Below are 24,418 nucleotides of genomic sequence, written 5' to 3'. Positions count from 1 at the left end.
TGTCCATTAACGGGTGCAGGGCAACGGGTTAGTCTAACCGGCTTACCTTGCAGAGAACGAAGGACACGGTAATTAATTCAAAATTTTTCAAAGTTTACAGACAGGGAGACCGCTCCGGTCTCCCTGACCCGCGTCATGCCGGCTGCGCCTGATAACCCTCTTCGCTGATCAACCTGACGATCTGCTCGGGTGACAGACTGCTTTGCACCTTCACCTGCTTGCTGGCCAGTTCAACCTGAACATCAGCGCCAGGGTCGTCGTTCTTGATCGCTTGAGTCACCGCACGAACACAGTGCCCGCAGGTCATGCCTTGAACATTGAATAACTGCATGGTGTCACTCCCTCATTGATGGATAGCGAGCATCTTCAACCTTGTCATGATGGCAAGGTCAAGTTTCTGTTATCGCTGCCGGGCTGGTATTCGTGCTGATCGTGAGCCAAGCTGACTCATCAACGTTTACATCAGGAGTATCAGCGATGCGCTGGTCAGCAGTGAGCCTCTTCAGCATTCTCGGTTTCTTGGCTATCGCACCCGCCACTCAGGCCGATCAGGATTACGGCATTCTGATCATTTCCCGAGAGCGCCTTGAAGTCGCGACCTCCTGTGAGATCGGCATCTATGTGCAGGACCGTCTGGCCGGGAGACTTTTTCAGGAGGACTCGGTGTCTTTCAACCTGCCTCCCGGTGAAGTGTCGATAAGACTGAGCACCCTGCGTGGCACCGTGGTGGGCTGCGAACCGGGAATGGAAGCGCCGCGCAGTACCAAGATCCAGCTACGCTCGGGCGATATCCTCAAATACCGTATCGCCGCGGACCTGAACGGCATGTACCTCAAGAAAGCCGACCTCAACTATTGATTCGCGCTTGACATTGCCCATATGGCAAGGTTGATCCTTGCAGGTATCCAGCCTCAGGGAGTGATTCACATGCAACAAACCACCACCTTCGACCTGCCGATCAGCGGCATGACCTGCGCCAGTTGCGCGGGTCGGGTCGAGCGTGCTCTGGCCAAAGTGCCGGGGGTCAACAGCGTGACGGTCAACCTGGCCAATGAACGCGCCCATGTAGACACCGCAGCCCAGACCGATCCGCAAACCCTGATCGACGCCGTCAGCCGTGCCGGTTACAGCGCGACGCTGGTTGAGGATCGCCACGCCGAAGCTGACCAGAAAGCACGCCACCTGCACAACGAACGATGGGCCCTGCTGCTGGCCATCGCGCTGGCACTGCCGTTGATTGCGCCAATGTTACTGACGCCGCTGAGCGTGCACTGGATGCTGCCCGCCTGGGTGCAATTCGCGCTGGCGACACCGGTGCAATTCGTTCTGGGCGCGCGTTTTTATCTGGCCGCCTGGAAGGCCGTGCGCGCCGGCGCAGGCAATATGGACCTGCTGGTCGCCATCGGCACCAGCGCGGGCTACGGCTTGAGCGTCTACCAATGGCTGAGTGCTGCACCCGGCACCACGCCGCATCTGTATTTCGAAGCATCGGCGGTGGTTATCGCGCTGGTGCTGTTGGGCAAATACCTGGAAAGCCGCGCCAAGCGTCAGACGGCCAGCGCCATTCGTGCCCTCGAGGCACTACGCCCGGAACGCGCGCTGCGCGTGGTCGACGGCCTCGAACAGGACGTCGCGATCAGCTCACTGCAGCTTGGCGATCAAGTGCTGGTCAAACCTGGCGAACGGTTTCCTGTGGACGGCGAAGTGGTCGCAGGCAGCAGCCATGCCGACGAAGCGCTGATTACCGGTGAAAGCCTGCCGGTGGCCAAGCAGGCGGGTGACAAGATCACGGGGGGTGCCATCAACGGCGAGGGCCAGTTGCTGGTGAGAACTACAGCGCTGGGCGCGGAAACCGTTCTGGCGCGCATCATTCGTCTGGTCGAAGACGCCCAGGCGGGCAAGGCCCCGATCCAGAAACTGGTGGATAAAGTCAGCCAGGTGTTTGTACCCACTGTACTGGGGATTGCCTTTTTCACGCTGGCAGGCTGGCTGCTGGCTGGAGCCTCGCTTGAAGTGGCGCTGATCAATGCGGTCGCCGTATTGGTGATTGCCTGCCCCTGCTCTCTGGGCCTTGCGACACCTACAGCGATCATGGCCGGAACCGGCGTGGCGGCGCGCTACGGCATTCTGATCAAGGATGCAGAAGCACTGGAGCGCGCCCACGCTGTGGATGCGGTGGTATTCGACAAGACCGGCACGCTGACCGCGGGCACGCCGCGCATCACCAACATGAGTGCGGTGTCGGGCAATGAAGAACACCTGTTGCAACTGGCGGGCGCACTGCAACGCGGCAGTGAACACCCGTTGGCCAGGGCGGTGCTCGATGTGTGTCATGAATGGCAACTCAAGCTCGATGCAGCCGAAAACAGCCATGCCCTGAGCGGCCGGGGCATAGCGGGCACCGTTCAGGGCCGTGAACTGGCGCTGGGCAATCGACGCCTGCTGGATGAAAGCAGCCTGCCCATCGGCGAACTGGCCGAATCCGCGCGTATCTGGGAAGCCGAAGGGCGAACGCTGTCCTGGCTCATCGAGCAGGCTCCGGAGCCGAAGGTCATCGGCATGTTTGCCTTTGGTGACACACTCAAGCCCGGAACGGATCAGGCGATCAGGGCGCTGAACGCACGCGGCATTACCAGCCATCTGCTGACCGGCGATAACCGTGGCAGCGCTCAAGTAGTCGCCAAGGCCTTGGGGATACACGATGTACATGCCGAAGTGCTGCCTGCCGACAAGGCAGCCACCGTCACCCAGCTGAAAAACCATCATGTGGTTGCGATGGTCGGTGACGGCATCAACGATGCACCGGCGCTGGCGGCTGCGGATGTGGGTATTGCGATGGGCGGCGGAACGGACGTCGCGATGCATGCAGCGGGCATCACCCTGATGCGCGGCGACCCGCGACTGGTTCCGGCGGCGCTGGACATCAGCCGGCGAACCTACGCAAAGATCCGCCAGAACCTGTTCTGGGCATTCGTCTACAACCTGATCGGTATTCCCCTCGCGGCGCTGGGCTACCTCAACCCGGTACTGGCTGGCGCGGCCATGGCGCTGTCCAGTGTCAGCGTGGTGAGCAATGCGCTGCTGCTGAAAACCTGGAAACCCCGTGATCTGGAGGACACGCCATGAACATCGGTCAGGCGGCGAAAAGCAGTGGCTTGAGTGCGAAGATGATCCGCTACTACGAATCCATCGGGCTGCTGCAAGCGGCACATCGCAGCGACAGTGGCTATCGCCTGTACAGCGCCGACGATTTACACACGCTGGCGTTCATCAAACGCTCGAGAGACCTGGGGTTCTCGCTGGAGGAAGTCGGCAAACTGCTGACCCTCTGGCAAGACCGCCAACGCGCCAGCGCCGACGTCAAGGCACTGGCCCGTCAGCACATCGTGCAGTTGAATCAGAAGATCGACGAACTGGCGAGCCTGCGCGATACGCTTCAGGAACTGGTAGAACACTGCCACGGCGACGACCGCCCGGACTGCCCGATCCTCAAGGACCTGGCGTCGGGAGGGGTTGCTAGCCACCACCTAAGTTAGAGCTAGTCCAACACGCCCGGCTCGCTCCCACAGGGGTCTTACTGCATCACTCAGTGGTGCGCCTGCACACGCACTCCCGTGGGAGCGAGCTTGCTCGCGAAAGGGCCGGTACAAGCTCCGAAAACAGCGCGCCTGATCCATCGTCTTCGCGAGCAAGCGAAGCGTCGCCCGGCTCGCTCCCACAAAAGCTTTACTGCATCCACGGCGGTGGTGGTTCTTCGGTGGATTTGCTCGGTGGCGCGTCGTCTGCCGCGCGAGCTGCCTGACGGCGAGCCTCGTCGAGACGGGCGGCTTCGATTTCGCGCAGTACGCCGCCCACATCGGCTTCGTCCTCCGGCTCGTCGAACTCACCGGTCAGCACCGTGGCGGGCGACAAAGTGCCAGCCTCGTAGTACGACCACATTTCCTTGGCGTATTTGGTCTTTCTGAGCTCCGGCGCGAAGCGGCCGAAGTACAGCGCCATGTTGCCAACGTCACGCTCCAGCATGCTGAACGCGTGGTTGTTGCCCGCGGCATCGACCGCTTGCGGCAAGTCGATGATGACCGGGCCGGACGGTGCCAGCAGCACGTTGAACTCGGAAAGGTCACCGTGCACCAGACCGGAACACAGCATCAGCACGATCTGTTCGATCAGGAACGCGTGATACTCGCGCGCCTGATCCGGCTCCAGCACCACGTCGTTCAGGCGCGGCGCGGCGTCGCCATATTCGTCGGCCACCAGTTCCATGAGCAGTACGCCTTCCAGGAAGTCGTACGGCTTGGGCACCCGGACACCCGCGCTGGCCAGACGAAACAGTGCAGCCACTTCGGCGTTCTGCCAGGCGTCTTCGGTTTCCTTGCGCCCGAACTTCGAGCCTTTCGCCATAGCGCGGGCCTGGCGACTGTTGCGTACCTTGCGACCTTCCTGATACTCGGCCGCCTGACGGAAACTGCGTTTGTTAGCCTCCTTGTAAACCTTGGCACACCGCAGCTCATTGCCACAGCGCACCACATAAACAGCTGCCTCTTTACCACTCATGAGCGGGCGCAGCACCTCGTCGACCAGACCGTCTTCGATCAGGGGTTCAATGCGTTTAGGAGTTTTCATCAGCTTTTATTGTGGGTCCTTTGTTGCCAGATACGCGATTGTTGCCGTTATACGGCAATCCTCCGCCAGCGAGTAGGGGTAGTGGCCTTTGGATTGAAAGGTTTTTTAAGCAAAAACCACGCAATCCCCCGGTTTAAAGCACCTTTCGTGCCGTACAGGCGATAAAAGATATTCCGGGACAAAACGTGTAAAGCCCGAAAAATCTTCGTTAAATGCACTCGTTAGTGCGCAATACAACCTGGCGTTACTTGAACAAATCACCGGGCGTATAGCCGAACAAGCCTTTGAACGCAGCGATGAAAGCCGACGTCGAGTCATAACCACAGGCCAGCGCGGTATGGGTCACACTGGCGCCCTCTTCCAGTGCAGAAAGTGAAGACAGCAATCGTGCGCGCTGACGCCAGCCACGAAAGCTCAACCCGGTTTCCCGCTGAAACAGGCGCATCAGGGTTTTCTCGGATGTACCAAGACGTGCCGCCCAGTCGTGCAGGGTAATCAACTGGCCCGGTTCTTCGATCAACTCGTTGCACAGGCTCAGCAAACGCGGGTGACGCGGCAACGGCAGCGAAAAACCGACTTCCGGCAAGTGCGCCAGTTGGTCCAGCAATACCTGCACCAGCCGCGCCTCATGGCTGTCCTGCTCGGGATAGTCCACGGGCAATAGACAGAAGCTCTTGATCAGTTCGCGGGCCAGCGGCGTGACTTCCAGCACCCGGCAACGCTGTGGTGCCCAGCCCGAATCAGCCGTGCGAATGTAAAGGCTGCGCATTTCGGCGCGCATGGAGGTCACCACCTCATGCTCAAGCCCGGCAGGCACCCAGACGCCCCACTGCGGCGGCGCAAAGAAACTGCCCTCGGCGGTATGCACCCCCAGAACCCCGCTGATGGCGTAGGAAAACTGCACCCAGTCGTGGCGATGAGGCGGCGTCCACGAACCGGCAGTGAGGCTTTCAGCACGGGCATACAGCGGGCGCGGCAGGCCGGCCAATGCCGGTATCTGCCGTTCGCCCGTAGGCTGCCGCTGATTGATCTGTCCGTTACTCGGCATCTTATGGCCTTATGTCGCAAGACGGCTATGGCGCAACAGAGTAGCCTGCACGCATCTCTGTGTACAAACGTTCTACGGACCCCTCATGCAATCACTCAAACACTTCAAACGCGTCGCTACCGACTGGTTCCTCTGGGGCATGGTTCTGGCGACGGTGCTCGCCTACTTCTTCCCGCGTTTCGGCGCTACCGGCGGCAGCATGCACGCTGAATACGTCATCAAGGTCGGCGTGTTCGTGGTGTTCTTTCTGCATGGGGTAAACCTGTCCAGCGAGCAGATCAAGAAAGGCCTGACCAACTGGCGCCTGCACGTGATGATCCAGGTCTTCACCTTCGTGGTGTTCCCGCTGATCTGGCTGGCGTGCCAAAAGCTGCTGGGCTCGTATGTGCCGGCGCTGCTGATGCTGGGTTTTCTCTACCTGTGCGCCCTGCCCTCGACCATTTCGTCTTCGGTGGCACTGACCGGCAGCGCAGGCGGCAATGTCCCGGCAGCGATTCTCAACGCCAGCATGTCCAGCGTCATCGGGATTTTCATCACCCCGTGGCTGGTCAGCCTGGTGGTCGGCACCGGTGCTGGCGGGATCGATCTGGGCGATACGCTGCTCGACCTGTGCGCCATGCTCCTGCTGCCACTGGTGCTTGGTCAGCTAATGCGGCCGTTGCTGGGCAAGTTTTTCGCCCGTCACAAGAAGTACACCAACCTGATCGACAAGCTGGTGATTCTGCTGCTGGTTTACGCTGCGTTCTGCAACTCGATGATTTCCGGCATGTGGCAGAGCCAGGGCAACAGTGTGATCCTGACCGCATTCATCGGTACCGCGCTGCTGCTGGCGGTGATCCTGTTGATGACCACGCGCACCGCGCGGGCGCTCAAGTTCGACCATGCCGACAAGGTCGCGGCGGTGTTCTGCGCCACCAAAAAGTCGCTTGCAGCGGGGGCGCCGATGGCAGCGTTGATCTTCGGCAGCAATCCGGGGCTGGGCCTGATCCTGTTACCGATCATGATCTACCACCCGATGCAGTTGATCGTCTGTTCGATCATCGCCGAGAGCTACGCCAGTCGTCATCGCCAGCAGCTTTCGCAGGCCGCGCTGGAAGAAGCCCAGGCCGCCTGACCGCCGTTACATCAGCGCGTCATCGCCCAGCGTGACGCGCGCGTAAAAGACGATTGCCACTGTCGGGATCAACGCTGAATAACCCGGCCTGAGCGCCGTGCCAAAGTGCGTCAGCAGGCGCTGCACCGGTGCCTGGCGAATTGCGCCCAGCAACCCTTTGATTGTGCCTGGAGCTTTCTCGGCCTGCGCGGGCTTGAAGAATGCAGCTACGGTCAAACGCTCGGCCAGTGCATCGACATGTGCGGCATACACCTCCCAGCTCATCGCGCTGACACTGGCGCGTGGCATCTGCACCAGCGGGTGCGCGCTGTTGAACGCATGGCGAAAGAACGTTCTGAGCAGCAGTTCCTCCACTTCAACCACCGTCGCACACTGGTGCAGCGAATCACTCAGGCCGTACTGCCGCGCCAGCATGCCCAGCACTCTCGTATAGGGCACGCCTCGACGCCGGGCGGCATTGATCAGAAAGTGTCCGGCGACCAGCTGGAATTCGCGCACAAATGCGTAGGTGCGATCCGCTTCGGTGGCCTTGAGGCGCGTCCATCGACTGCTGCACAAATGCTTGATGGCCGCCTCCAGCACGTAGTCTGGGGAGCGGGCCAGAACGCTGTGCAGCCAGATGTCCTGCAAGACCGGGTCGCGGGTGACTGTCGGTAAAACGGCAACGCCGGTTTCCAGTCCTTCACAGCCGCTGAAGCGAGTTGCGATCAGCACTTCCTGCAAGCGTCTCCAGTAATGGTGATGGCGATAACCCGGCATCCGCACATTCTCGAAATGCTCGACCGGCGTGCGTCCCAAGCTCTTTTCACCCAGATTCAACAACAGCACATGGTCTTCGCTGGAGTAAGCGTTGATCAGTCGTCCGCTGATTTTCTGCTTTAACACTTCGGCCTCGGCCGCTTCAATGCGCACCGCAGCAGCCATCAGCAACACATCGCCCACCACCAGCCCGTGTTCGGGCGTCTGTTGCAGGTTCTTGAGCGCGCTGACCAGTAGTCGTCCGCCCAGTGAATGGCCGATCAGGTTGACCTGTTTTACGTCCGGATGATGTTCGAACAGATAGCGGTCCAGTTGTGCCAGCAACACTTTGCCCATATCGCGAGCCCGGTTGCGGATGCGCGCAAAATGAACGACGCGGTCTCCCGCCAGCGCGGCTGCGCCCGCCAACGGATGCACTCGGGCGGCGGCCATCAACAGGCCACGGGAACGGTTGTCCATCTGGGTGAAATGGCTGGATGGCCAGAACGCCAGAATATTCACGCTTTGGCGCAAGGCACCAGGAATACTGTTGGCCAGCATGCGCCGGTCGTCCAGATCATGCCCTGACGAATAGCCGTGAATGAAGACGTTGGCGACCTCGCCCGATGTCTTGGGCAAGGTCAGAAACTTGAAGTGATTTTCCACGTTGTCCTGTCACACATGGGCGGGTTGCACGCTCAATTTCTGACGATGAAGCGCCTGGCGATCAGTATGATCAGCCGCAGGCAAAACATGATACCGGTCACAGCGATCACCCATTTGGCAACCAGCAGGAAATAACTTTCGATTTCATCGGAAACCAGCCCCACCAGCAAGCCCATCCCGCCGATCAGCAACCCAATCAGCGCCAGGCCGATATAGGGCCTCAGCCAGCGGGTCCGCGCGCCTTTGTCGAACAGATAGAGCACCGTGCCGATCAGAATCAGAAGCACCGATACCCCAATGATGAGCCCCATGTTTTACCTCGACGTTACAGGCCAATAGTGCTGACTGTTCATCCCGCGCACGGGTGTGACGCGGAGCGTCACGAAATGCATTCCCACGCTGGAGCGTGAGGAACGAGAGGTGTCCAGAAGAACCTTATCGTGCCAATGCTCCGCGTTGGCATGCCGTTCATGACGCTCTGCGTCATATCTCTTCAGACGTACCGTCCTTTTCCGCTGTGGATTATGCCCATGCCTCCAGTATTTGCCTAACGCTCCAGAATCGCCGTCACACCCTGGCCGCCTGCTGCGCAGATCGAAATCAATCCACGCCCGCTGCCTGCTGCATCGAGCAGTTTGGCCAGGTTGGCGACGATACGGCCTCCGGTTGCGGCAAACGGATGCCCGGCTGCCAGCGAGCTGCCCTTGACGTTCAGTTTGCTGCGGTCAATCGACCCCAGCGGCGCGTTCAGTCCCAGACGGGTTTTGCAGTAATCAGCGTCTTCCCAGGCCTTGAGGGTGCACAGCACCTGCGCGGCGAAGGCTTCGTGAATTTCGTAGTAATCAAAATCCTGAAGGGTCAGGCCATTGCGCGCCAGCAGGCGCGGAACGGCATAGGCCGGGGCCATCAGCAGCCCTTCTGCACCGTTGACGAAATCCACCGCTGCGGCCTCGCCATCCCGCCAGTAGGCCAGCACCGGCAGGCCGCGCTCGCGAGCCCACTCTTCACTGGCCAGCAATACCACCGACGCGCCGTCGGTCAGCGGCGTCGAGTTGCCGGCCGACAGCGTGCCCTTGGCACTTCGCTCGAATGCGGGCTTGAGGCCAGCCAGCTTTTCGAGGGTCAGGTCCGGGCGCAGGTTGTTGTCACGGATCAGCCCCAGATACGGCGTCATCAAGTCATCCTGCCAGCCCTCGGCGTAGGCTGCGGCCATTTTCAGATGGCTCTCAAGCGCCAGTTGATCCTGCGCCCCGCGCTCTATGCCCCAGTTCTGCGCCATCAGCTCGCAATGCTGGCCCATGGACAACCGCGTACGTGGCTCGCCGTTACGGGGCAGCTCCGGCTTGAGGTGGTGTGGGCGCAATTGCATCAGGGCCTTGATTTTGTCGCCCGGTGTCTTGCTGCGATTAACCTGTAACAGAATCTTGCGCAGCCCTTCATTGACACCTATCGGCGCATCCGACGTGGTGTCCACGCCCCCGGCAATACCGCACTCGATCTGCCCCAGCGCGATTTTGTTGGCCACCAGCAACGCGGCTTCCAGCCCCGTGCCGCAGGCTTGCTGAATGTCATACGCCGGGGTCTGCGCCGACAGTCGCGAGCCCAGCACGCATTCGCGGGTCAGGTTGAAGTCTCTGGAGTGCTTGAGCACCGCGCCTGTCACTACCTCGCCCATGCGCAACCCGTGCAGATTGAAGCGCTCGATCAGCCCCTCCAGAGCGGCAGTGAGCATGTCCTGATTGCTGGCAGTGGCGTAAGGGCCATTGGAGCGGGCGAACGGAATGCGGTTACCGCCAACGATGGCGACCCGACGAGGATGCGTCATGGAAAACTCCCTTTCTTCAAGCGAATGGATGAGCCGTGTCGATCGCAAGAACAAACGTCATGCCACCGTGGTCCATTCCTTTGAACCCCGACTTCAGGAGAGTGTTCCATGCCGTCAGATCGCTATATTGATTTCGCCAATTCCGACATGGGTCGGCGCCTGGTGAATGCCGTCGGTCTGCCCGCCCCCACCCACCTGGAGCGCTGGCAGGCCGGCCGGCTTCGTCCTGTAGAAGGCACGCTGCTGATCAGTGCCGGGCCGCTGGGTGATCAGGTCCGCCAGTTCGCCAGCCGTCTGACCGACTCGCTGTACAGTTTTGGCAGTGACATGCCTGGCGCCACCACCTGGGTGTCCAACCAGGGGCCGCGCCTGAAAGCTGTGGTGTTCGACGCCAGCCAGATCCTGCGCACCGAGCAGCTCAGGCAGTTGCGGGATTTCTTTCAGCCGCTGCTGCGCAATCTCGATCACTGCGCGCATGTGGTGATCCTCGGCAAATCCCCCGAGACACTCGCTGATCCGCTGGCGGCCAGCACTCAACAGGCCATCGTAGGTTTCAGCCGCTCGCTGGCCAAGGAAGTGCGCAACGGCGCAACGGTCAAGCTGCTGCAAGTGGATGACGACGCGCAGGATCAGCTGGAGGGCGCCTTGCGCTTCTTCCTGACGCCCAAGGCTGCGTTCATCTCCGGTCAGTTTGTTCACCTGAGCGCCTGTCCGGGCAAAGTGCAGGATTGGACTCGCCCACTGGCCGGACGCAAGGCAGTGGTGACTGGCGCGGCGCGCGGCATCGGTGCGTCGATTGCCGAGACCCTGACCCGTGATGGCGCGCAGGTCATTCTGCTGGACGTGCCACAGACCAAAAACGAACTGGAAGCACTGGCCTCGCGGCTTGGCGGCCAGGCACTGGCGCTGGATATCTGCGCGGCGGATGCTCCTGCGCAGTTGCTTGAACACCTGCCGGACGGCGTCGACATACTGGTGCATAACGCTGGCATCACGCGTGACAAGACGCTGGTCAACATGCCGGAGGACTTCTGGGACTCGGTACTGGCGGTCAACCTCAACGCTCCGCAAGTGCTGACTCAGGTGCTTCTCGACGCCGGTGCGCTTAAGGATAACGCGCGGATTGTGCTCATGGCTTCGATAAGCGGCATTGCCGGTAATCGCGGGCAAACCAACTACACCACCAGCAAGGCCGGTCTGATCGGTTTTGCCAAGGCGATGGCCCCCGGGCTCAGGTCACGCGGCATCAGTATCAACGCCGTCGCACCGGGCTTCATCGAAACGAAAATGACCGCGCACATGCCGTTCACCCTGCGTGAGGCAGGACGGCGCATGAGTTCGCTTGGTCAGGGCGGTTCGCCACAGGATGTTGCCGAAGCCGTGGCGTGGTTCAGCCAGCCGGGCAGCGGCGCGGTGAGCGGTCAGGTTCTACGTGTATGTGGTCAAAACGTGATCGGGGCATAAGCCCCAGCATCGAATTCAAGGAGATGGATGATGACGGCTCACTGGCGCTACCTCAATTCTCTGCAGCCCCTGTCCAACCTGTTCATCCAGGCAGCGCTCAGGCGCAAGGTCACAGGGTCGCAGTTACCCGATCTGGGATTGCGAAGCTGGATCGCGGTCGATACCGACAAGCTTGATGCTTACAGCAAGGTCTGTGGATTCGAAGAAAGCAGCCTGCTGCCGCCGACGTACCCGCATGTGCTGGCCTTTCCTCTACAAATGCAACTGATGACCTCTCAGGAGTTTCCGTTTCCGCTGCTGGGGCTTATTCACCTTGCCAATCGCATTCGCACTCATCGCCCGCTCGGCGGCGTGAGCCAGCTGTATATCAGCGTTCAGGCCACCGACCTGCGCCCGCACGCCAAAGGCGCGACCTTCACCCTGGTGACTCAGGCCGAGGATGGCATGGGCCTGCTTTGGGAAGAAGAAAGCACCATGCTGTGCACCGCCGTGCATCTGGAAGACGCGCCTGTCAAGCATCCCGAGCTTGCGCCGCTGCCTTTGATCGAGCTGGACAACTGGCGTGCGTCGGCACAAATCGGGCGCGAGTATGCAAAGGTGTCGGGCGACTACAACCCTATTCACCTCAGCGCACCCAGCGCCAAGCTGTTCGGCTTCCCCCGCGCCATCGCCCACGGCATGTGGCTCAAGGCACGTACGCTCGCGGCCCTTGGCGAGCACTTGCCAGCCTCGAATGTCGAGATCAGCGTGCAGTTCCAGAAGCCGGTACGTCTGCCCGCCGACGTCACACTCTCGGCCAGCGCTGCCGGCTCTCATGGTCAGTTCCGCGTCGAAGGCAAGGAGGGCATCGTGCATATGATCGGTAGCTGGCAGCCTGCAACCGAGTGATGCCCCTGATAAAGCCCTCTGACGGGGGCCTATCTCCCTTCAACAGCTGAACAAACCGCAACGCCCACTTGCCTGGCGACCCGTTCCCCCTGAAGCTATGCACCTTCAGGAGAGCACGATGAACCTCGACGAGTTGACCCAACGCCTGCACCGCATCCGCGACCAGAATGACTGGAAGCAATTTCACAGCCCGAAAAACCTGGCCATGGCTGCCAGCGTGGAAATGGCCGAGCTGGTGGAAATATTCCAGTGGCTGCGTGAAGACCAGTCCCGCGAGCTGCCTGCCGACCAACTGGAACATGCCGGTCAGGAAGTCGGCGATATCGTTCTTTATCTGTTGTTGCTGTGCAGCGAGCTGGGGCTGGACATGGAAACCGTGGTGCGCAACAAGCTGGCAGACAGCGAGCGGAGATTTGCCAAGTGAGTGATCGGCATTTCGACCAGCTGGCGACCCGCTTTGCAGAAAAGATCTACGGCGGTGCCAAGGGAGCCATTCGGCTGGCGGTGCTGCAGGCCGATTTGACCGAGACGCTGCCCGCACGACCGCTTCGCGTACTGGATATCGGCGCAGGGCTGGGCCACATGTCACTGTGGCTTGCAGAACAAGGACATGAAGTGACCCTGGCCGAGCCCGCCGAACCCATGCTCGAAGGCGCACGTCAGCGCTTTGTCGAGGCCGGACAGACGGCTACCTTCATTCAGGCTCCGTGGCAGGCGCTGCCCGGTTTACTGAGCGACACTTACGATCTGGTGCTGTGCCACGCCGTGCTGGAATGGCTGGCCGAGCCGCACGCCATCCTTCCGGTACTGCGCCGCTTGACCCGCGACGATGGCTGGCTGTCACTGGCTTTTTACAACCGTGATGCGCTGATCTATCGCAACTTGTTGAAAGGTCATTTCCGCAAGATGCGCAAAAATGACATGGCCGGGGAAAAGCAGAGCCTGACGCCACAACAACCGCTCGACCCTCGGGAACTGGCGACGCAACTTGAAGGCCTGTGGCAAGTCGAAACCCGTAGCGGCGTGCGGGTGTTTCACGATTACATGCCGGTTGAATTCCAGGCTCGGGCCGAGCTGACCGACCTGCTGGAAATGGAGCTGGCGCATCGGCGTCATCCAGCCTTTGCCGGGCTGGGCCGTTACCTGCACTGGATGTGCCGTCCGGTCTGACATCACTGCGGAGACCACCATGAAACACCGTCCTGCCTTGTTTGCCCTGCTTCTGGGGACTGGCCTGCTCGGGATTAGCGCGTGCCAGAGCGATAACCCGTATGTGGCCAGTTCTCTGCCCATGCCGCCTGCTCCTGCGCAGGCAGCGAAGACACTGGACATGAGCGCCTACCCTGCGCCGCCGCGCGACTATGGCCGGTATCGGTCGTGGGGCTGGCTTAACGGCCAGTTGCCGCCCGGTACAGCGTGGGTAGACTCGGCGCAGGTGGTTGAAGCAGTAAGCAATGGTCTGGACCAACGCGGCTTGCGGCCGGCTCGCGGTAATCAAGCTGCGGACCTCTACGTCAGCGCCACGACCCGGCAGGAAACCCGGCTGCGTCAGGTGCGCGAAGATTACGATCCGTATTACGGAGGCGGCATGGGCTATGGCCGCTACGATGGTTACCGGCCCGGTTACGGCGGCTACGCCAGCGTGCCGGTGGTGCGCACTTATAAGGAAAACGTGATGGTGGTGCAGATCAATCTGATCGACGCACGCACCGGTCAACCGGTATGGAGCGCCAGCGCAGATGCACGCGCCAGCAATAATCTGGCAGACCGCAGCAGCGCATTACGTCAGGCCGTGCAACAGGCGCTGACGGCCTACCCTCCTTCGTAACCCATTCGGAGCACTGCCATGTTTCGCCGTATCGTCCTGCTGTCCTGTGCCTTGCTGCTGGCTGCCTGTCAGAGCAATTCGATCAATCGCGACTTCGATGCCCAGCGTGATTTCGGCGGCTATCGCAACTGGAGCTGGAAAGAGCCTGCCGTTCAGTATCAGCCGGATGATGACCCACGGCTCAAAAGTGACCTGACCGAGCAGCGCATTCGCCAATCGATCAGCGAGCAACTGGACCAGCGCGGCCTGCGCATGGCCGCTGCGGGCACCCGGTCGGATTTGAAAGTGCAGGCCTGGCTGATTGTCGAAAATCGCCAGCAGACGGTCAGCACCAACTATGGCGGCGGCTGGAACCCTTGGGGTGGCTACGGCTACTGGAACGGGCCGATGAACACCGAAACCCGCAGCGTGGACTACAAGGTCGGCACCTTGCAGATTGATATGTTCGACGGTAAGGACGGCAAACTGGTCTGGCGCGGCAGCACCGAGCGCATCCTTAACGACAACGCCGGCAGCCCGGCTGAACGGGAGCAAGCCATCCGCACCACGGTGGCAAAAATTCTGGAGCAGTATCCGCCGCGCTAACCCCGCCTGACGAGTCGCAACGCTGTCTTGCGCAATGAGCAGCGCGATCGAGGCTCAGGCCTGCAGATCGCCCTGCATTTCATCGAGCAGTTCCTGAATCGCGTCAAGGCGCTCCTCGGGATCGTCGATTTCCAGCAGCTCCACTTTGTCCTTCTCGGTGAACGGCAGCAGATAGGCAAGCTGGTTGGACAATGAATACTGCCCACCGGCAGACACGCCCATGTTCAAGGACGCCACCATCGGGTGCTCGGCCAGTGCTTCCAGCAGTGCAACGAGGTCGGCGTCTTCTTCCTGCAACGGACGCTCCACAGGCTCTTGCAGCCATTCAACCTCAGCCACCAGCAGTTGATCGCGCTGAACTTCAGCGGCGACCACCCGGAAGCGCCGCCCACCGACGACACGGATGCCCAGCAAGCCGTTGTCCTGCTGCTGGAAATCCGTGACCAGTGCTTCGCAGCCAATCGGCGAGTAACCGCCCGGCACGTTGCCCACCTCACTTCCTTCGGTGATGCACACCACACCAAACCCTTCACCCTGCTTCATGCAGCGGCCGATCATGTCCAGATAGCGCGCTTCAAACAACTGCAGATCAAGCACGCAACCTGGAAACAGCACAGCGTTCAACGGAAACAACGGCAACGTCATGGAAAAGCCTCCTTTAAATGGCCAGCGACATTGCCAGCGGCAGGAACAATGCCGTTGCAACGCCCATCAGACTCATTGCCAACGCAGCAAAAGCCCCCGATTCCTCTCCTTCCTGCAATGCCACGGAAGTCCCCACCGCATGGGCCGTAAGACCCAGTGCCATACCGCGGGCCGCAGGGTTGTCGACCCCGGCCAGCGACAGCAGGCCGGGGCCGAAAATGGCACCGAATACGCCAGTAATCAACACAAAAACCGCCGCCAGGGCTGCGACGCCGCCGATCTGCTCGGCAACCAGCATGGCGATGGGCGAGGTGACCGACTTGGGTGCCATGGTCATCAGAATCATATGGTCGGCACCGAACAGCACCCCGAACCCGACACACAACCCGGTGGCAAAAACCCCGCCGACTACCAGCGTAGTCAAGACAGGCCAGAACAGCTGGCGGATTCGCCGCATATTCAGGTAAAGCGGCACCGCCAGCGCCACGGTCGCAGGCCCCAGCAGCGTGCTGAGAATTTCAGTGCTTTTGCGGTACTCGGTGTATTCAAGATCGCAGAACAGCACAACACTGATTACCACCACCATCGAAACCAGCACCGGCTGCAGAAACAGCCAGCGGGTTCGCTCGTACGCAGCCATCGCCAGCTGATAGGCGCCCAGGGTGATCGCGATGCCAAAAAGCGGATGGTGAATCACCGACAGCCATGCACCGTGCCAGTCCATATTCATGGCCCCTCCTGGCGGCGGGCCTGACGCCGGATGAGTGCCTGCATCAGCCAGCCGACAAAGGTCACGGAAATCATCAGCGACAGGGTCAGCGTGCCGAAGATCGCCCAGAAGTCCTTGGCGATGGCCGACGCATACACCATCACGCCAACGGCAGGCGGCACCAGCAGCAGCGGCAGATAACGCAGCAGACTGCTGGCGGCCATGCTGATCGGCTCGCTCACTTCACCGCGCAGCATCAGATAGGCCATCAGCAGCACAAGGCCGATGATCGGCCCCGGCAATATCGATAGAAAAAGATGGTTGAGCGCGGTTCCCAGCAATTGGAACATCACCAGCCATGTCAAACCCCGTAACAACATGAGGACCCCGGCAAATAAACGAATCCAGCGAATTATCGGCGTCATTATAAACACGCCGCGTCGCAGGTCATGAGCGGGTATTCGTATTGAGGCAGTTGCTTGACCAACCGGCAACACTCTGCTGATCTTGTGATTCGTCCGCAGGCATTAGCTGATTCGGGCAGCGGCACTTCAACACAACACCACATCAGGCAAGGAGAGCGGTATGCCTTCTGTACCCGTCACAGAGCTCAAGCATTACATTGGCAAGGAAGCAGAATGTTCAGACTGGCTGACCATCGACCAGGAGCGCATCAACCTGTTCGCGGAAGCCACAGGGGACTTCCAGTTCATTCATGTCGACCCAGTCAAAGCGGCGCAGACTCCGTTCGGCGCGACTATCGCGCATGGTTTCCTGTCGTTGTCACTGATCCCCAAGCTGATGGAGGGCATCATGGTGCTGCCCGAAGGCTTGAAGATGGCAGTCAACTACGGGATGGACAGCGTGCGCTTCGTTCAGCCGGTGCTGGTCAACTCTCGCGTGCGTCTCAAGGTCCAGCTGACTGAAGTGACCGAGAAAAAGCCGGGCCAATGGCTGCTCAAGGCAACCGCCACGCTGGAGATCGAAGGTCAGGAAAAACCCGCTTTTGTGGCCGAACCTTTAACCCTGTGTTTCGTGTAACACGTTTAAAACATGAAACAGTCGTAACAGACTGTTTCATCCCGCTTACTCGCTGCGGCATACTCCCCTGCGGTCGTGCCCCATAACATTTGCTCAAGCAGAGCCGGGCCCGCCCCTGAATCATTCTTCCGGGATCTCACATGCGCGCGCTCGCTCCACTGGCTTTGACACTCTTGATCGCAGGCTGCGGTGATGGCGAATCAATTTTGCCACCCGACGGCCGTCTGTCCGATGGCGGGCGCTATCGCGGCGATCTGGTCAACGGCGTATTACAGGGCCAGGGGCGTATCGACTACCCCAACGGCAGTTGGTACGCAGGTCAGTTCGAAAACGGCCTGCGCCAAGGCCAGGGTGAGTGGCACGCCAGCAACGGCGACGTCTACAAGGGTGGTTTCGAGCAAGGCCTGTTCAACGGTCAGGGTCGATTGACGACCCGCAATGGCGCGAGTTATGTCGGTAACTTCAAACTCGGGCTGCGCGACGGCGAAGGCACTCAGAAAGACAAGGGCGTGCTTTATCGCGGTCAGTTCAAGGCAGGCCTGTACGACGGCCCCGGTCGCCTTGAGCTGGAAGACGGCAGCCAGCACCAGGGCATGTTCGCCAATGGCAAGGCCAACGGCGAAGGCTCGCGCAGTGACGCCAGCGGCAATCAATACAGCGGTAATTTTGTCGACGGTCAATTGCAGGGCACCGGCAGCTTCACCAGCGCTGATGGCGATCAATATGTCGGCAACTTTCGCAACAGCCAGCTCGACGGCAAGGGTCGCTATGAAAATAGCGACGGCGACGTCTGGAGCGGTGATTTCAAGGAAGGCGCGCTGACCGGCAAAGGCGAATTGATCGGTTCTGACGGCAGCCGTTATCAGGGCGACTTCGACAACTGGCGTTTCATGGGTCAGGGCCAGCTGCAACTGGCCGACGGCAGCCGCTATGTCGGCCAGTTCGCCGATGACACCTATCAGGGCGACGGCGTGCTGATCTCCCCGGACGGTAAGGAGCAGCGTGGTATCTGGGCCAATGGCCAACGGGTGCGCGACGCCAAAGGCAAACTGCTGCCTGACGCGCTTGAAGCAGGGCTGCTGGTACAAGGCACCCTGCTGGAGAAAGCACTGGCCGCAGTCCCTGCGTCAACGCCCGCCACCGAGCTTTACACCCTGGTCGTGGGCGGCGACGGCAAGCAAAGCGTGTTCATGCGCGAGGCAGACTATGTCAGCAACCTGCTGAAGTCGCGCTTTGGAGCCGTCGGGCAGGTCAGTCTGGTCAATCATCGCGACCACATGGATGACCGGCCAATGGCAACCCGCGAGACCATCTCCCGCGCAGTCCAGACACTCGCGCAGCGTACCGGCCCGGAAGACCTGATCTTCATTTACCTGACCAGCCACGGCACCCAGGACCATGAACTGGTGCTGGACCAGCCGCGCCTGTCGCTGGCCGATCTGCCCGCCGATGCCCTCGCCGCGGCCCTTGCGCCGCTGAAGAATCGTGACAAGATCGTGGTGATTTCGGCCTGCTATTCCGGTGGTTTCATTCCAGACCTGAAAGATGAACGCACGTTGATCATGACCGCATCACGCGCCGACCGCGTTTCATTCGGCTGCTCGGAAGAGGCTGATTTCACTTACTTTGGCGATGCACTATTCGCCAGGGCATTGGTCGAAACCGATGACCTGCAACACGCTTTCAACGAAGCAAAAGCCTATGTTGCCCAACGTGAGAGCGAAGACAATTTCGACGCCTCCGAACCGCAGATATGGGCACCGAAAGGAGTTCTGGCGCGCTGGCAGCAGTTGCGCAAAAGCCAGGCCGAACGCGCTTTGAATACGGCGTTGAACCGCACGGAAGCGAAGACCTCGACTAGCCACTAGGCTATCAGTGTATGAAGGGAGAACGATTATGTATCTGACGCCGCAACACATCCTGCTTGCAGGGGCCACCGGCCTGACGGGCGAGCACTTGCTTGACCGCCTGCTCAACGAACCGACAGTCAGCCGCGTGCTGGCACCAACGCGTAGGCCGTTGGCAGAACACCCGCACCTTGAAAACCCGGTTGGCGAGCTGAGCACACTGCTGCCAACGCTGGCTGGCCGTGTAGACATCGCGTTCTGCTGCCTGGGCACCACGATCAAGCAGGCAGGCTCGCAGGATGCGTTCAAGGCGGTTGATCTGGAGCTGGTCACAGCGTTCGCCAAACGTGCGCGAGAGCTGGGTGCGCGCCACTTGCTGGTAATCAGTGCGATTGGTGCAGACCCCAAGTCCAGCACCTTCTACAACCGTATCAAAGGCGAGATGGAACAGGCATTGCGCGCGCAGGACTGGCCGCAACTGACTATCGCCCGCCCTTCCCTGCTGGTAGGCAGCCGCACCGAAACCCGCTGGGTCGAGCAACTGGCAGCCCCCATCGCCAAACTGATCCCCGGTAAATATGGCGCTATCGAAGCCTGCCAACTGGCCCGCGCCATGTGGCGCCTGGCTCTGGAAGAGCAGAATGGCGAGCGCATTGTCGAGTCGGATGAACTGCGCAAGCTGGGCAAGTAGATGACGGTCGCCGGGGCCAAGCGCTGATCGTTCCCGCGCTCCGCGTGGGAATGCAGTTCGTGACGCTCTGCGTCACCCAAGGGAGCCTTACCCGATAGCCCAGGTGTCGCTCCGCCCCCCTAAAGCCCGCCCGTAGCCTGAACCCCGAAGCCGGCCGCCGTCAGCAATGACAGCGGCAGCAGCAGGGTGTCGAGCAGCGCACTGCCCGGCAGATCGAGACCCGGATAGCTCGGCGCTTCGGCACCGAAACGGTCAGCAGCACAGCAACCACCCTGCAGCGCATACATATTCAACCGCGTGCCTGCATACACCACCGGCGCGCCAGGTTTGGCCGCATTGAGCGTGCGCGCGGTGGCGCAGCCGGTCAGCGTCAGCGCAAGCGCTACCAGCAGCAGCTTATTCATCGCCGCCAATGTGGTGCTCGCCCCAACGCGGCAGCATGTCCTGAGGAATATTCAGCAGATTGAGAATCCGCGCGACGACAAAGTCCACCAGGTCGTCGATGGTCTGCGGCTGATGATAAAAGCCCGGAGATGCAGGCAGAATCACCGCGCCCATGTTCGACAGCTTGAGCATGTTCTCCAGATGAATGCTGGAATACGGAGCCTCGCGGGGCACCAGAATCAATTGCCGACGCTCTTTCAAGGTGACGTCGGCAGCGCGCTCGATCAAATTGTTGCAGGCCCCGGTGGCAATTGCCGACAGCGAACCGGTGGAGCATGGCACCACCACCATCGCGCTCGGCGAACCAGAACCTGACGCCACTGGCGACATCCAGTCGTCACGACCATAGACGCGTATCTGACCGGCAGACGCGCCGGTGTATTCAGTCAGAAACGCCTGCATCATCATCGCCTTGGGTGGCAGACGCACATCGGTCTCGGTGGCCATCACCAGTTGCGCGGCCTTGGAAATCAGGAAGTGCACCTCCCGGTCCTCACGCACCAGGCAATCCAGCAAGCGCAGGCCATATTGCGCGCCAGAAGCGCCGGTCATCGCAACCGTAACGCGCTCCGGGCCGCTCATTTCAGCGCCTCGGCCAGTTTGCCGTGCAGGCCGCCAAAGCCGCCGTTGCTCATGATGACGATATGCGTGCCGGGCTGCGCCTGGCTATGGACTCGCGCGATGATTGCTTCAAGCGAATCACATACCGTCGAGGGTACGCTGCTTCCTGCGACCGTAGCCGCCAGGTCCCAGCCAAGATTGGGCGGGGCATACCAGACCACCTGATCTGCCTGACTCACGCTTTCCGGCAGACCGTCGCGGTGCGCGCCAAGCTTCATGGAATTGGAACGCGGTTCGATGACGGCAATGATCGGCGCATCACCGATTTTCTTGCGCAGGCCATCCAGCGTGGTGGCAATGGCCGTCGGGTGGTGAGCGAAGTCATCATAAATAGTGATGCCGCGCACCTCGGCAACCTTTTCCATGCGCCGCTTGACGCTCTTGAAGGCGCTGAGTGCCTGCACGCCCAGCGAAGGCACAACGCCCACGTGGCGAGCAGCCGCCAGCGTTGCCAGGGCATTGGCCACGTTGTGCTGACCGGTCATGTCCCACTCGACCGCGCCCTGTAGCTCGCCTTCGAACAGCACTTCAAAACGCGAACCGTCTTCACTCAACAGCCGCGCCTGCCACTGACCGCCTTCGCCAGTGGTTTGCACCGGCGTCCAGCAGCCCATCTCGATGACCCGCGACAACGCAGGCTCGGTGGTCGGATGAATCACCAGGCCTTCGCTCGGAATGGTACGCACCAGATGGTGGAACTGGCGTTCGATGGCGGGTAGATCCGGGAAGATGTCGGCATGATCGAACTCAAGGTTATTGAGGATCGCAGTGCGCGGGCGGTAATGAACGAACTTGGAGCGCTTGTCGAAAAACGCACTGTCGTATTCATCGGCCTCGACCACGAAGAACGGGGTGTCGCCCAGACGCGCCGACACGGCGAAATTCTGCGGGATGCCGCCGATCAGGAAACCAGGGCTCATGCCGGCATGTTCCAGCACCCAGGCCAGCATGCTGCTGGTGGTGGTCTTGCCGTGCGTACCGGCCACCGCCAATACCCAGCGGTCTTGCAGCACATGGTCAGCCAGCCATTGCGGGCCGGACACATACGGCAAGCCTTTATTCAGGACGTATTCAACCGCCGGGTTGCCACGCGACAGCGCATTGCCGACCACAACCAGATCAGGTGCGGGGTCCAGTTGCGCAGGGTCGTAACCCTGGGTCAGCTCGATGCCCTGGGCTTGCAGTTGGGTGCTCATCGGCGGATAGACGTTGGCGTCGGAGCCGGTGACCCGGTGCCCCGACTCTTTGGCGAGCACCGCCAGAGAACCCATGAACGTGCCGCAGATACCAAGGATATGAATATGCATGACCAACCTCTCAGAACATCTGCGCAGGTTAACGTAGGGACGGTGAAATGGCACCCTGAGTTTGTCCACCGCATTGCCTGCACAAGCCATTTCAATGCCGGGCAGATAAGCCTAAAGTCCTAGCCACGGCCGGATGCAATTGGCCTATTCTTGAACGCTTATTGCCAGATACCCGAAAGCAGAATCGACACAGACTCCCTCACAACAAGAACCAGGAGACATATCATGCGTTACGCTCATCCCGGTACCGAAGGCGCTATCGTCAATTTCAAGGAACGCTACGGTAACTATATCGGCGGCGAGTTCGTCGCACCGGTCAAAGGCCAGTACTTCACCAACACCTCACCCGTGACCGGCAAGGCCATCGCCGAATTTCCGCGCTCCACTGCCGAAGACATCGAAAAGGCCCTCGACGCTGCACACGCAGCCGCTGCAGCCTGGGGCTCGACCTCAGTACAGGCCCGCTCGCTGGTGCTGCTGAAGATTGCCGATCGTATTGAAGCCAATCTCGAAGTCCTGGCCATCACCGAAACCTGGGACAACGGCAAAGCGATCCGCGAAACCCTCAACGCTGATATTCCGCTGGCCGCCGATCACTTCCGCTACTTCGCTGGCGTGCTGCGTGCGCAGGAAGGCAGCGCTGCCGAAATCGACGGTAATACTGTTGCCTATCACATTCATGAGCCGCTGGGCGTGGTCGGGCAGATCATCCCGTGGAACTTCCCGCTCCTGATGGCCGCGTGGAAACTCGCACCGGCGCTGGCTGCCGGTAACTGCATCGTGCTCAAACCTGCAGAGCAGACCCCGCTGGGCATCAGCGTGCTGATCGAACTGATCGGCGATCTGCTGCCTCCCGGCGTGCTGAACATCGTGCAGGGTTACGGTCGCGAGGCAGGCGAAGCGCTGGCCAGCAGCAAGCGCATCGCCAAAATCGCGTTCACCGGCTCGACACCGGTCGGCTCGCACATCATGAAACTGGCGGCGGATAACATCATCCCATCCACCGTCGAGCTGGGCGGCAAGTCGCCGAACATCTTCTTCGAAGACATCATGAGCGCCGAACCAGAGTTCATCGATAAGGCTGCCGAAGGCCTGGTACTGGCGTTCTTCAATCAGGGCGAAGTCTGCACATGCCCGTCCCGCGCGCTGGTGCAGGAGTCGATCTATCCACAGTTCATGGAAGCGGTGATGCGCAAGGTCGAGAAGATCAAGCGCGGCGACCCGCTGGACACCGACACCATGGTCGGCGCTCAGGCATCCGAGCAACAATTCGACAAGATTCTTTCGTACCTGGACATCGCCAAGGGCGAAGGCGCCGAGCTGCTGACCGGCGGCAAGGTCGAGAAGCTGGAAGGCAGCCTGTCCACCGGCTACTACATCCAGCCGACGCTGCTCAAAGGCAACAACAAGATGCGTGTGTTCCAGGAAGAAATCTTCGGCCCGGTGGTCAGCGTCACGACCTTCAAGGACGAAGCAGAGGCTGTGGCCATCGCCAACGACACCGAGTTCGGCCTGGGCGCAGGCTTGTGGACCCGCGACATCAACCGCGCCTACCGCGTGGGCCGGGCGATCAAGGCCGGGCGAGTCTGGACCAACTGCTACCACCTGTACCCGGCCCACGCCGCGTTCGGTGGCTACAAAAAGTCCGGCGTCGGCCGCGAAACCCATAAAATCGCGCTTGAGCACTACCAACAGACCAAAAACCTGCTGGTGAGCTACGACACCAACCCGTTGGGTTTTTTCTAGGCCCGTTGATTGTCCGACTATCGTTACCACGCTCCAGCGTGGTAACGCCGTTCTGGACGCTCTGCGTCCGATCCTGAATGCACGGGGTCAGCACGATAGTCGCCTCAAGATGTTCATCGTTCCCATGCTCCGCCTGGGAATGCCTTTCTGGATGCTCTGCGTCCAATCCTGAATGCGCGCTGGCAGCACGAGCTTGTGACGCAGAGCGTCACGAACTGCATGCCGACGCGGAGCATCGGCACGATAGTCGCCTCAGGATGTTCATCGTTCCCATGCTCCGCGTGGGAACGCCTTTCTGGACGCTCTGCGTCCGATCTCAAATGCGCGCTATCAGTACGAGCTTGTGACGCAAAGCGTCACGAACTGCATGCCGACGCGGAGCATCGGCACGATAGTCGTCTCAGGATGTTCATCGTTCCCATGCTCCGCTTGGGAATGCCTTTCTGGACGCTCTGCGTCCGATCTTGAATGCGCGCTGGCAGCACGAGCTTGTGACGCAGAGCGTCACGAACTGCATGCCGACGCGGAGCATCGGCACGATAGTCGCCTCAAGATGTTCATCGTTCCCATGCTCCGCGTGGGAATGCC

Annotated in this window: 26 protein-coding genes; 14 read left to right on the top strand and 12 right to left on the bottom strand. The window is 60.6% G+C overall.

The genetic code is table 11. The features are described 5' to 3' along the window. Positions 1-133: 133 nt before the first annotated feature. Positions 134-331, bottom strand: a complete 198-nt coding sequence (locus tag KP808_RS03260; RefSeq protein WP_004659353.1) for a heavy-metal-associated domain-containing protein — start codon at positions 329-331, stop codon at positions 134-136. A 146-nt stretch (positions 332-477) separates the two neighbouring features. On the opposite strand from KP808_RS03260, the gene KP808_RS03255 reads away from it, so the two are divergent. The 3 genes from KP808_RS03255 (at position 478) to cueR (ending at position 3,536) form a co-directional block, all read left to right on the top strand. Further along, on the top strand, positions 478-858 hold the full coding sequence (locus KP808_RS03255; RefSeq protein WP_002555530.1) for a hypothetical protein: 381 nt from the start codon (positions 478-480) through the stop codon (positions 856-858). A 69-nt stretch (positions 859-927) separates the two neighbouring features. Then, positions 928-3,126 carry a heavy metal translocating P-type ATPase gene (locus KP808_RS03250; protein ID WP_230017429.1) on the top strand — a complete coding sequence of 733 codons (2,199 nt, stop codon included), beginning with the start codon at positions 928-930 and terminating at the stop codon, positions 3,124-3,126. Continuing rightward, positions 3,123-3,536 (top strand): Cu(I)-responsive transcriptional regulator, encoded by a 414-nt coding sequence (gene cueR, locus KP808_RS03245; RefSeq protein ID WP_002555532.1) that lies wholly within the window; start codon positions 3,123-3,125, stop codon positions 3,534-3,536. Before KP808_RS03250 ends, cueR begins: the two co-directional genes overlap by 4 nt. A gap of 190 nt (positions 3,537-3,726) precedes the next feature. On the opposite strand, the gene KP808_RS03240 is transcribed toward cueR, so the two are convergent. Next, on the bottom strand, positions 3,727-4,623 hold the full coding sequence (locus KP808_RS03240) for a PA4780 family RIO1-like protein kinase (protein ID WP_002555533.1): 897 nt from the start codon (positions 4,621-4,623) through the stop codon (positions 3,727-3,729). A 244-nt stretch (positions 4,624-4,867) separates the two neighbouring features. After that, a complete protein-coding gene (locus tag KP808_RS03235; protein WP_122280173.1) occupies positions 4,868-5,671 on the bottom strand; it encodes an AraC family transcriptional regulator in 804 nt (267 codons plus the stop codon). A gap of 85 nt (positions 5,672-5,756) precedes the next feature. Between KP808_RS03235 and KP808_RS03230 the strand changes: the two genes are divergently transcribed. Next, the gene (locus KP808_RS03230) at positions 5,757-6,785 is read left to right on the top strand and encodes a bile acid:sodium symporter family protein (RefSeq protein WP_057402417.1); all 1,029 of its coding nucleotides are present in this window, start codon (positions 5,757-5,759) and stop codon (positions 6,783-6,785) included. Between the two features lie 6 nt (positions 6,786-6,791). On the opposite strand, the gene KP808_RS03225 is transcribed toward KP808_RS03230, so the two are convergent. The 3 genes from KP808_RS03225 to KP808_RS03215 all read right to left on the bottom strand — a co-directional run bounded on the left by KP808_RS03225 (position 6,792) and on the right by KP808_RS03215 (position 10,014). Beyond that, the gene (locus KP808_RS03225) at positions 6,792-8,189 is read right to left on the bottom strand and encodes a DUF726 domain-containing protein (protein WP_058407835.1); all 1,398 of its coding nucleotides are present in this window, start codon (positions 8,187-8,189) and stop codon (positions 6,792-6,794) included. 32 nt (positions 8,190-8,221) lie between these two features. Beyond that, complete coding sequence (locus tag KP808_RS03220) at positions 8,222-8,500, bottom strand: hypothetical protein (RefSeq protein WP_058400863.1); 279 nt, start codon at positions 8,498-8,500, stop codon at positions 8,222-8,224. Positions 8,501-8,736: 236 nt separating this feature from the next. Next, positions 8,737-10,014, bottom strand: a complete 1,278-nt coding sequence (locus tag KP808_RS03215; protein WP_230017428.1) for an acetyl-CoA C-acetyltransferase — start codon at positions 10,012-10,014, stop codon at positions 8,737-8,739. A 108-nt stretch (positions 10,015-10,122) separates the two neighbouring features. On the opposite strand from KP808_RS03215, the gene KP808_RS03210 reads away from it, so the two are divergent. From KP808_RS03210 to KP808_RS03185, 6 genes are all read left to right on the top strand, one after another. Continuing rightward, positions 10,123-11,478, top strand: coding sequence for a 3-oxoacyl-ACP reductase (locus KP808_RS03210; protein ID WP_005742938.1), 1,356 nt, complete (start codon positions 10,123-10,125; stop codon positions 11,476-11,478). A gap of 30 nt (positions 11,479-11,508) precedes the next feature. Then, positions 11,509-12,366 carry a MaoC family dehydratase gene (locus KP808_RS03205; RefSeq protein ID WP_230018790.1) on the top strand — a complete coding sequence of 286 codons (858 nt, stop codon included), beginning with the start codon at positions 11,509-11,511 and terminating at the stop codon, positions 12,364-12,366. A 118-nt stretch (positions 12,367-12,484) separates the two neighbouring features. Next, complete coding sequence (locus KP808_RS03200) at positions 12,485-12,790, top strand: MazG-like family protein (RefSeq protein ID WP_002555541.1); 306 nt, start codon at positions 12,485-12,487, stop codon at positions 12,788-12,790. Then, positions 12,787-13,536 carry a methyltransferase domain-containing protein gene (locus KP808_RS03195; protein ID WP_011169666.1) on the top strand — a complete coding sequence of 250 codons (750 nt, stop codon included), beginning with the start codon at positions 12,787-12,789 and terminating at the stop codon, positions 13,534-13,536. The genes KP808_RS03200 and KP808_RS03195 overlap by 4 nt, the downstream gene beginning before the upstream one ends. A 19-nt stretch (positions 13,537-13,555) precedes the next feature. Then, positions 13,556-14,194 carry a DUF4136 domain-containing protein gene (locus tag KP808_RS03190; protein ID WP_058400867.1) on the top strand — a complete coding sequence of 213 codons (639 nt, stop codon included), beginning with the start codon at positions 13,556-13,558 and terminating at the stop codon, positions 14,192-14,194. Between the two features lie 18 nt (positions 14,195-14,212). Further along, entirely contained in the window at positions 14,213-14,779 is a 567-nt protein-coding gene (locus tag KP808_RS03185; protein ID WP_058407838.1) for a DUF4136 domain-containing protein, read from the top strand. Between the two features lie 54 nt (positions 14,780-14,833). Here KP808_RS03185 and KP808_RS03180 read toward each other — a convergent pair whose 3' ends face one another. From KP808_RS03180 to KP808_RS03170, 3 genes are read right to left on the bottom strand one after another with little or no spacing between them, the layout of a single operon-like run. Next, a complete protein-coding gene (locus KP808_RS03180) occupies positions 14,834-15,424 on the bottom strand; it encodes an LON peptidase substrate-binding domain-containing protein (protein ID WP_058400869.1) in 591 nt (196 codons plus the stop codon). A 13-nt stretch (positions 15,425-15,437) separates the two neighbouring features. Beyond that, positions 15,438-16,148, bottom strand: coding sequence for an LrgB family protein (locus KP808_RS03175; protein WP_219171679.1), 711 nt, complete (start codon positions 16,146-16,148; stop codon positions 15,438-15,440). A gap of 2 nt (positions 16,149-16,150) precedes the next feature. After that, on the bottom strand, positions 16,151-16,513 hold the full coding sequence (locus KP808_RS03170) for a CidA/LrgA family protein (protein WP_019741210.1): 363 nt from the start codon (positions 16,511-16,513) through the stop codon (positions 16,151-16,153). Between the two features lie 205 nt (positions 16,514-16,718). On the opposite strand from KP808_RS03170, the gene KP808_RS03165 reads away from it, so the two are divergent. The 3 genes from KP808_RS03165 to KP808_RS03155 all read left to right on the top strand — a co-directional run bounded on the left by KP808_RS03165 (position 16,719) and on the right by KP808_RS03155 (position 19,712). Further along, on the top strand, positions 16,719-17,174 hold the full coding sequence (locus KP808_RS03165) for a MaoC family dehydratase (RefSeq protein WP_058407840.1): 456 nt from the start codon (positions 16,719-16,721) through the stop codon (positions 17,172-17,174). Between the two features lie 140 nt (positions 17,175-17,314). After that, positions 17,315-19,042, top strand: a complete 1,728-nt coding sequence (locus KP808_RS03160) for a C13 family peptidase (protein WP_058400872.1) — start codon at positions 17,315-17,317, stop codon at positions 19,040-19,042. Between the two features lie 28 nt (positions 19,043-19,070). Beyond that, complete coding sequence (locus KP808_RS03155) at positions 19,071-19,712, top strand: oxidoreductase (protein ID WP_058400873.1); 642 nt, start codon at positions 19,071-19,073, stop codon at positions 19,710-19,712. Between the two features lie 119 nt (positions 19,713-19,831). On the opposite strand, the gene KP808_RS03150 is transcribed toward KP808_RS03155, so the two are convergent. The 3 genes from KP808_RS03150 to mpl are packed head-to-tail and all read right to left on the bottom strand — an operon-like array spanning position 19,832 to position 22,084. Next, the gene (locus KP808_RS03150; RefSeq protein WP_058400874.1) at positions 19,832-20,116 is read right to left on the bottom strand and encodes a YceK/YidQ family lipoprotein; all 285 of its coding nucleotides are present in this window, start codon (positions 20,114-20,116) and stop codon (positions 19,832-19,834) included. Further along, the gene (gene ubiX / locus KP808_RS03145) at positions 20,109-20,738 is read right to left on the bottom strand and encodes a flavin prenyltransferase UbiX (protein WP_058400875.1); all 630 of its coding nucleotides are present in this window, start codon (positions 20,736-20,738) and stop codon (positions 20,109-20,111) included. Before ubiX ends, KP808_RS03150 begins: the two co-directional genes overlap by 8 nt. Beyond that, positions 20,735-22,084, bottom strand: coding sequence for a UDP-N-acetylmuramate:L-alanyl-gamma-D-glutamyl-meso-diaminopimelate ligase (gene mpl, locus KP808_RS03140; protein ID WP_230017427.1), 1,350 nt, complete (start codon positions 22,082-22,084; stop codon positions 20,735-20,737). Before mpl ends, ubiX begins: the two co-directional genes overlap by 4 nt. 225 nt (positions 22,085-22,309) lie before the next feature. Between mpl and exaC the strand changes: the two genes are divergently transcribed. Beyond that, positions 22,310-23,830, top strand: coding sequence for an acetaldehyde dehydrogenase ExaC (gene exaC / locus KP808_RS03135; protein ID WP_004666377.1), 1,521 nt, complete (start codon positions 22,310-22,312; stop codon positions 23,828-23,830). Positions 23,831-24,418 lie beyond the last annotated feature (588 nt).

Origin of the sequence: Pseudomonas savastanoi (assembly GCF_020917325.1) — a bacterium.
In the GTDB taxonomy this organism is placed as follows: Bacteria; Pseudomonadota; Gammaproteobacteria; order Pseudomonadales; family Pseudomonadaceae; genus Aquipseudomonas; species Aquipseudomonas amygdali.
This window is presented reverse-complemented; position numbering and strand designations above follow the sequence as displayed.

What these genes read in the sequence shown, in the direction of transcription:
- KP808_RS03210 (WP_005742938.1), top strand. Translation starts at nt 10,123, where the DNA reads ATGCCGTCAGATCGCTATATTGATTTCGCCAATTCCGACATGGGTCGG.
- KP808_RS03205 (WP_230018790.1), top strand. Translation starts at nt 11,509, where the DNA reads ATGACGGCTCACTGGCGCTACCTCAATTCTCTGCAGCCCCTGTCCAAC.
- KP808_RS03150 (WP_058400874.1), bottom strand. Translation starts at nt 20,116, where the DNA reads ATGAATAAGCTGCTGCTGGTAGCGCTTGCGCTGACGCTGACCGGCTGC.
- cueR (WP_002555532.1), top strand. Translation starts at nt 3,123, where the DNA reads ATGAACATCGGTCAGGCGGCGAAAAGCAGTGGCTTGAGTGCGAAGATG.
- KP808_RS03230 (WP_057402417.1), top strand. Translation starts at nt 5,757, where the DNA reads ATGCAATCACTCAAACACTTCAAACGCGTCGCTACCGACTGGTTCCTC.
- KP808_RS03250 (WP_230017429.1), top strand. Translation starts at nt 928, where the DNA reads ATGCAACAAACCACCACCTTCGACCTGCCGATCAGCGGCATGACCTGC.
- KP808_RS03260 (WP_004659353.1), bottom strand. Translation starts at nt 331, where the DNA reads ATGCAGTTATTCAATGTTCAAGGCATGACCTGCGGGCACTGTGTTCGT.
- KP808_RS03240 (WP_002555533.1), bottom strand. Translation starts at nt 4,623, where the DNA reads ATGAAAACTCCTAAACGCATTGAACCCCTGATCGAAGACGGTCTGGTC.
- KP808_RS03180 (WP_058400869.1), bottom strand. Translation starts at nt 15,424, where the DNA reads ATGACGTTGCCGTTGTTTCCGTTGAACGCTGTGCTGTTTCCAGGTTGC.
- KP808_RS03215 (WP_230017428.1), bottom strand. Translation starts at nt 10,014, where the DNA reads ATGACGCATCCTCGTCGGGTCGCCATCGTTGGCGGTAACCGCATTCCG.
- KP808_RS03155 (WP_058400873.1), top strand. Translation starts at nt 19,071, where the DNA reads ATGTATCTGACGCCGCAACACATCCTGCTTGCAGGGGCCACCGGCCTG.
- mpl (WP_230017427.1), bottom strand. Translation starts at nt 22,084, where the DNA reads ATGCATATTCATATCCTTGGTATCTGCGGCACGTTCATGGGTTCTCTG.
- KP808_RS03175 (WP_219171679.1), bottom strand. Translation starts at nt 16,148, where the DNA reads ATGGACTGGCACGGTGCATGGCTGTCGGTGATTCACCATCCGCTTTTT.
- KP808_RS03160 (WP_058400872.1), top strand. Translation starts at nt 17,315, where the DNA reads ATGCGCGCGCTCGCTCCACTGGCTTTGACACTCTTGATCGCAGGCTGC.
- KP808_RS03235 (WP_122280173.1), bottom strand. Translation starts at nt 5,671, where the DNA reads ATGCCGAGTAACGGACAGATCAATCAGCGGCAGCCTACGGGCGAACGG.
- KP808_RS03255 (WP_002555530.1), top strand. Translation starts at nt 478, where the DNA reads ATGCGCTGGTCAGCAGTGAGCCTCTTCAGCATTCTCGGTTTCTTGGCT.
- exaC (WP_004666377.1), top strand. Translation starts at nt 22,310, where the DNA reads ATGCGTTACGCTCATCCCGGTACCGAAGGCGCTATCGTCAATTTCAAG.
- KP808_RS03200 (WP_002555541.1), top strand. Translation starts at nt 12,485, where the DNA reads ATGAACCTCGACGAGTTGACCCAACGCCTGCACCGCATCCGCGACCAG.
- KP808_RS03185 (WP_058407838.1), top strand. Translation starts at nt 14,213, where the DNA reads ATGTTTCGCCGTATCGTCCTGCTGTCCTGTGCCTTGCTGCTGGCTGCC.
- KP808_RS03220 (WP_058400863.1), bottom strand. Translation starts at nt 8,500, where the DNA reads ATGGGGCTCATCATTGGGGTATCGGTGCTTCTGATTCTGATCGGCACG.
- KP808_RS03170 (WP_019741210.1), bottom strand. Translation starts at nt 16,513, where the DNA reads ATGTTGTTACGGGGTTTGACATGGCTGGTGATGTTCCAATTGCTGGGA.
- KP808_RS03190 (WP_058400867.1), top strand. Translation starts at nt 13,556, where the DNA reads ATGAAACACCGTCCTGCCTTGTTTGCCCTGCTTCTGGGGACTGGCCTG.
- ubiX (WP_058400875.1), bottom strand. Translation starts at nt 20,738, where the DNA reads ATGAGCGGCCCGGAGCGCGTTACGGTTGCGATGACCGGCGCTTCTGGC.
- KP808_RS03165 (WP_058407840.1), top strand. Translation starts at nt 16,719, where the DNA reads ATGCCTTCTGTACCCGTCACAGAGCTCAAGCATTACATTGGCAAGGAA.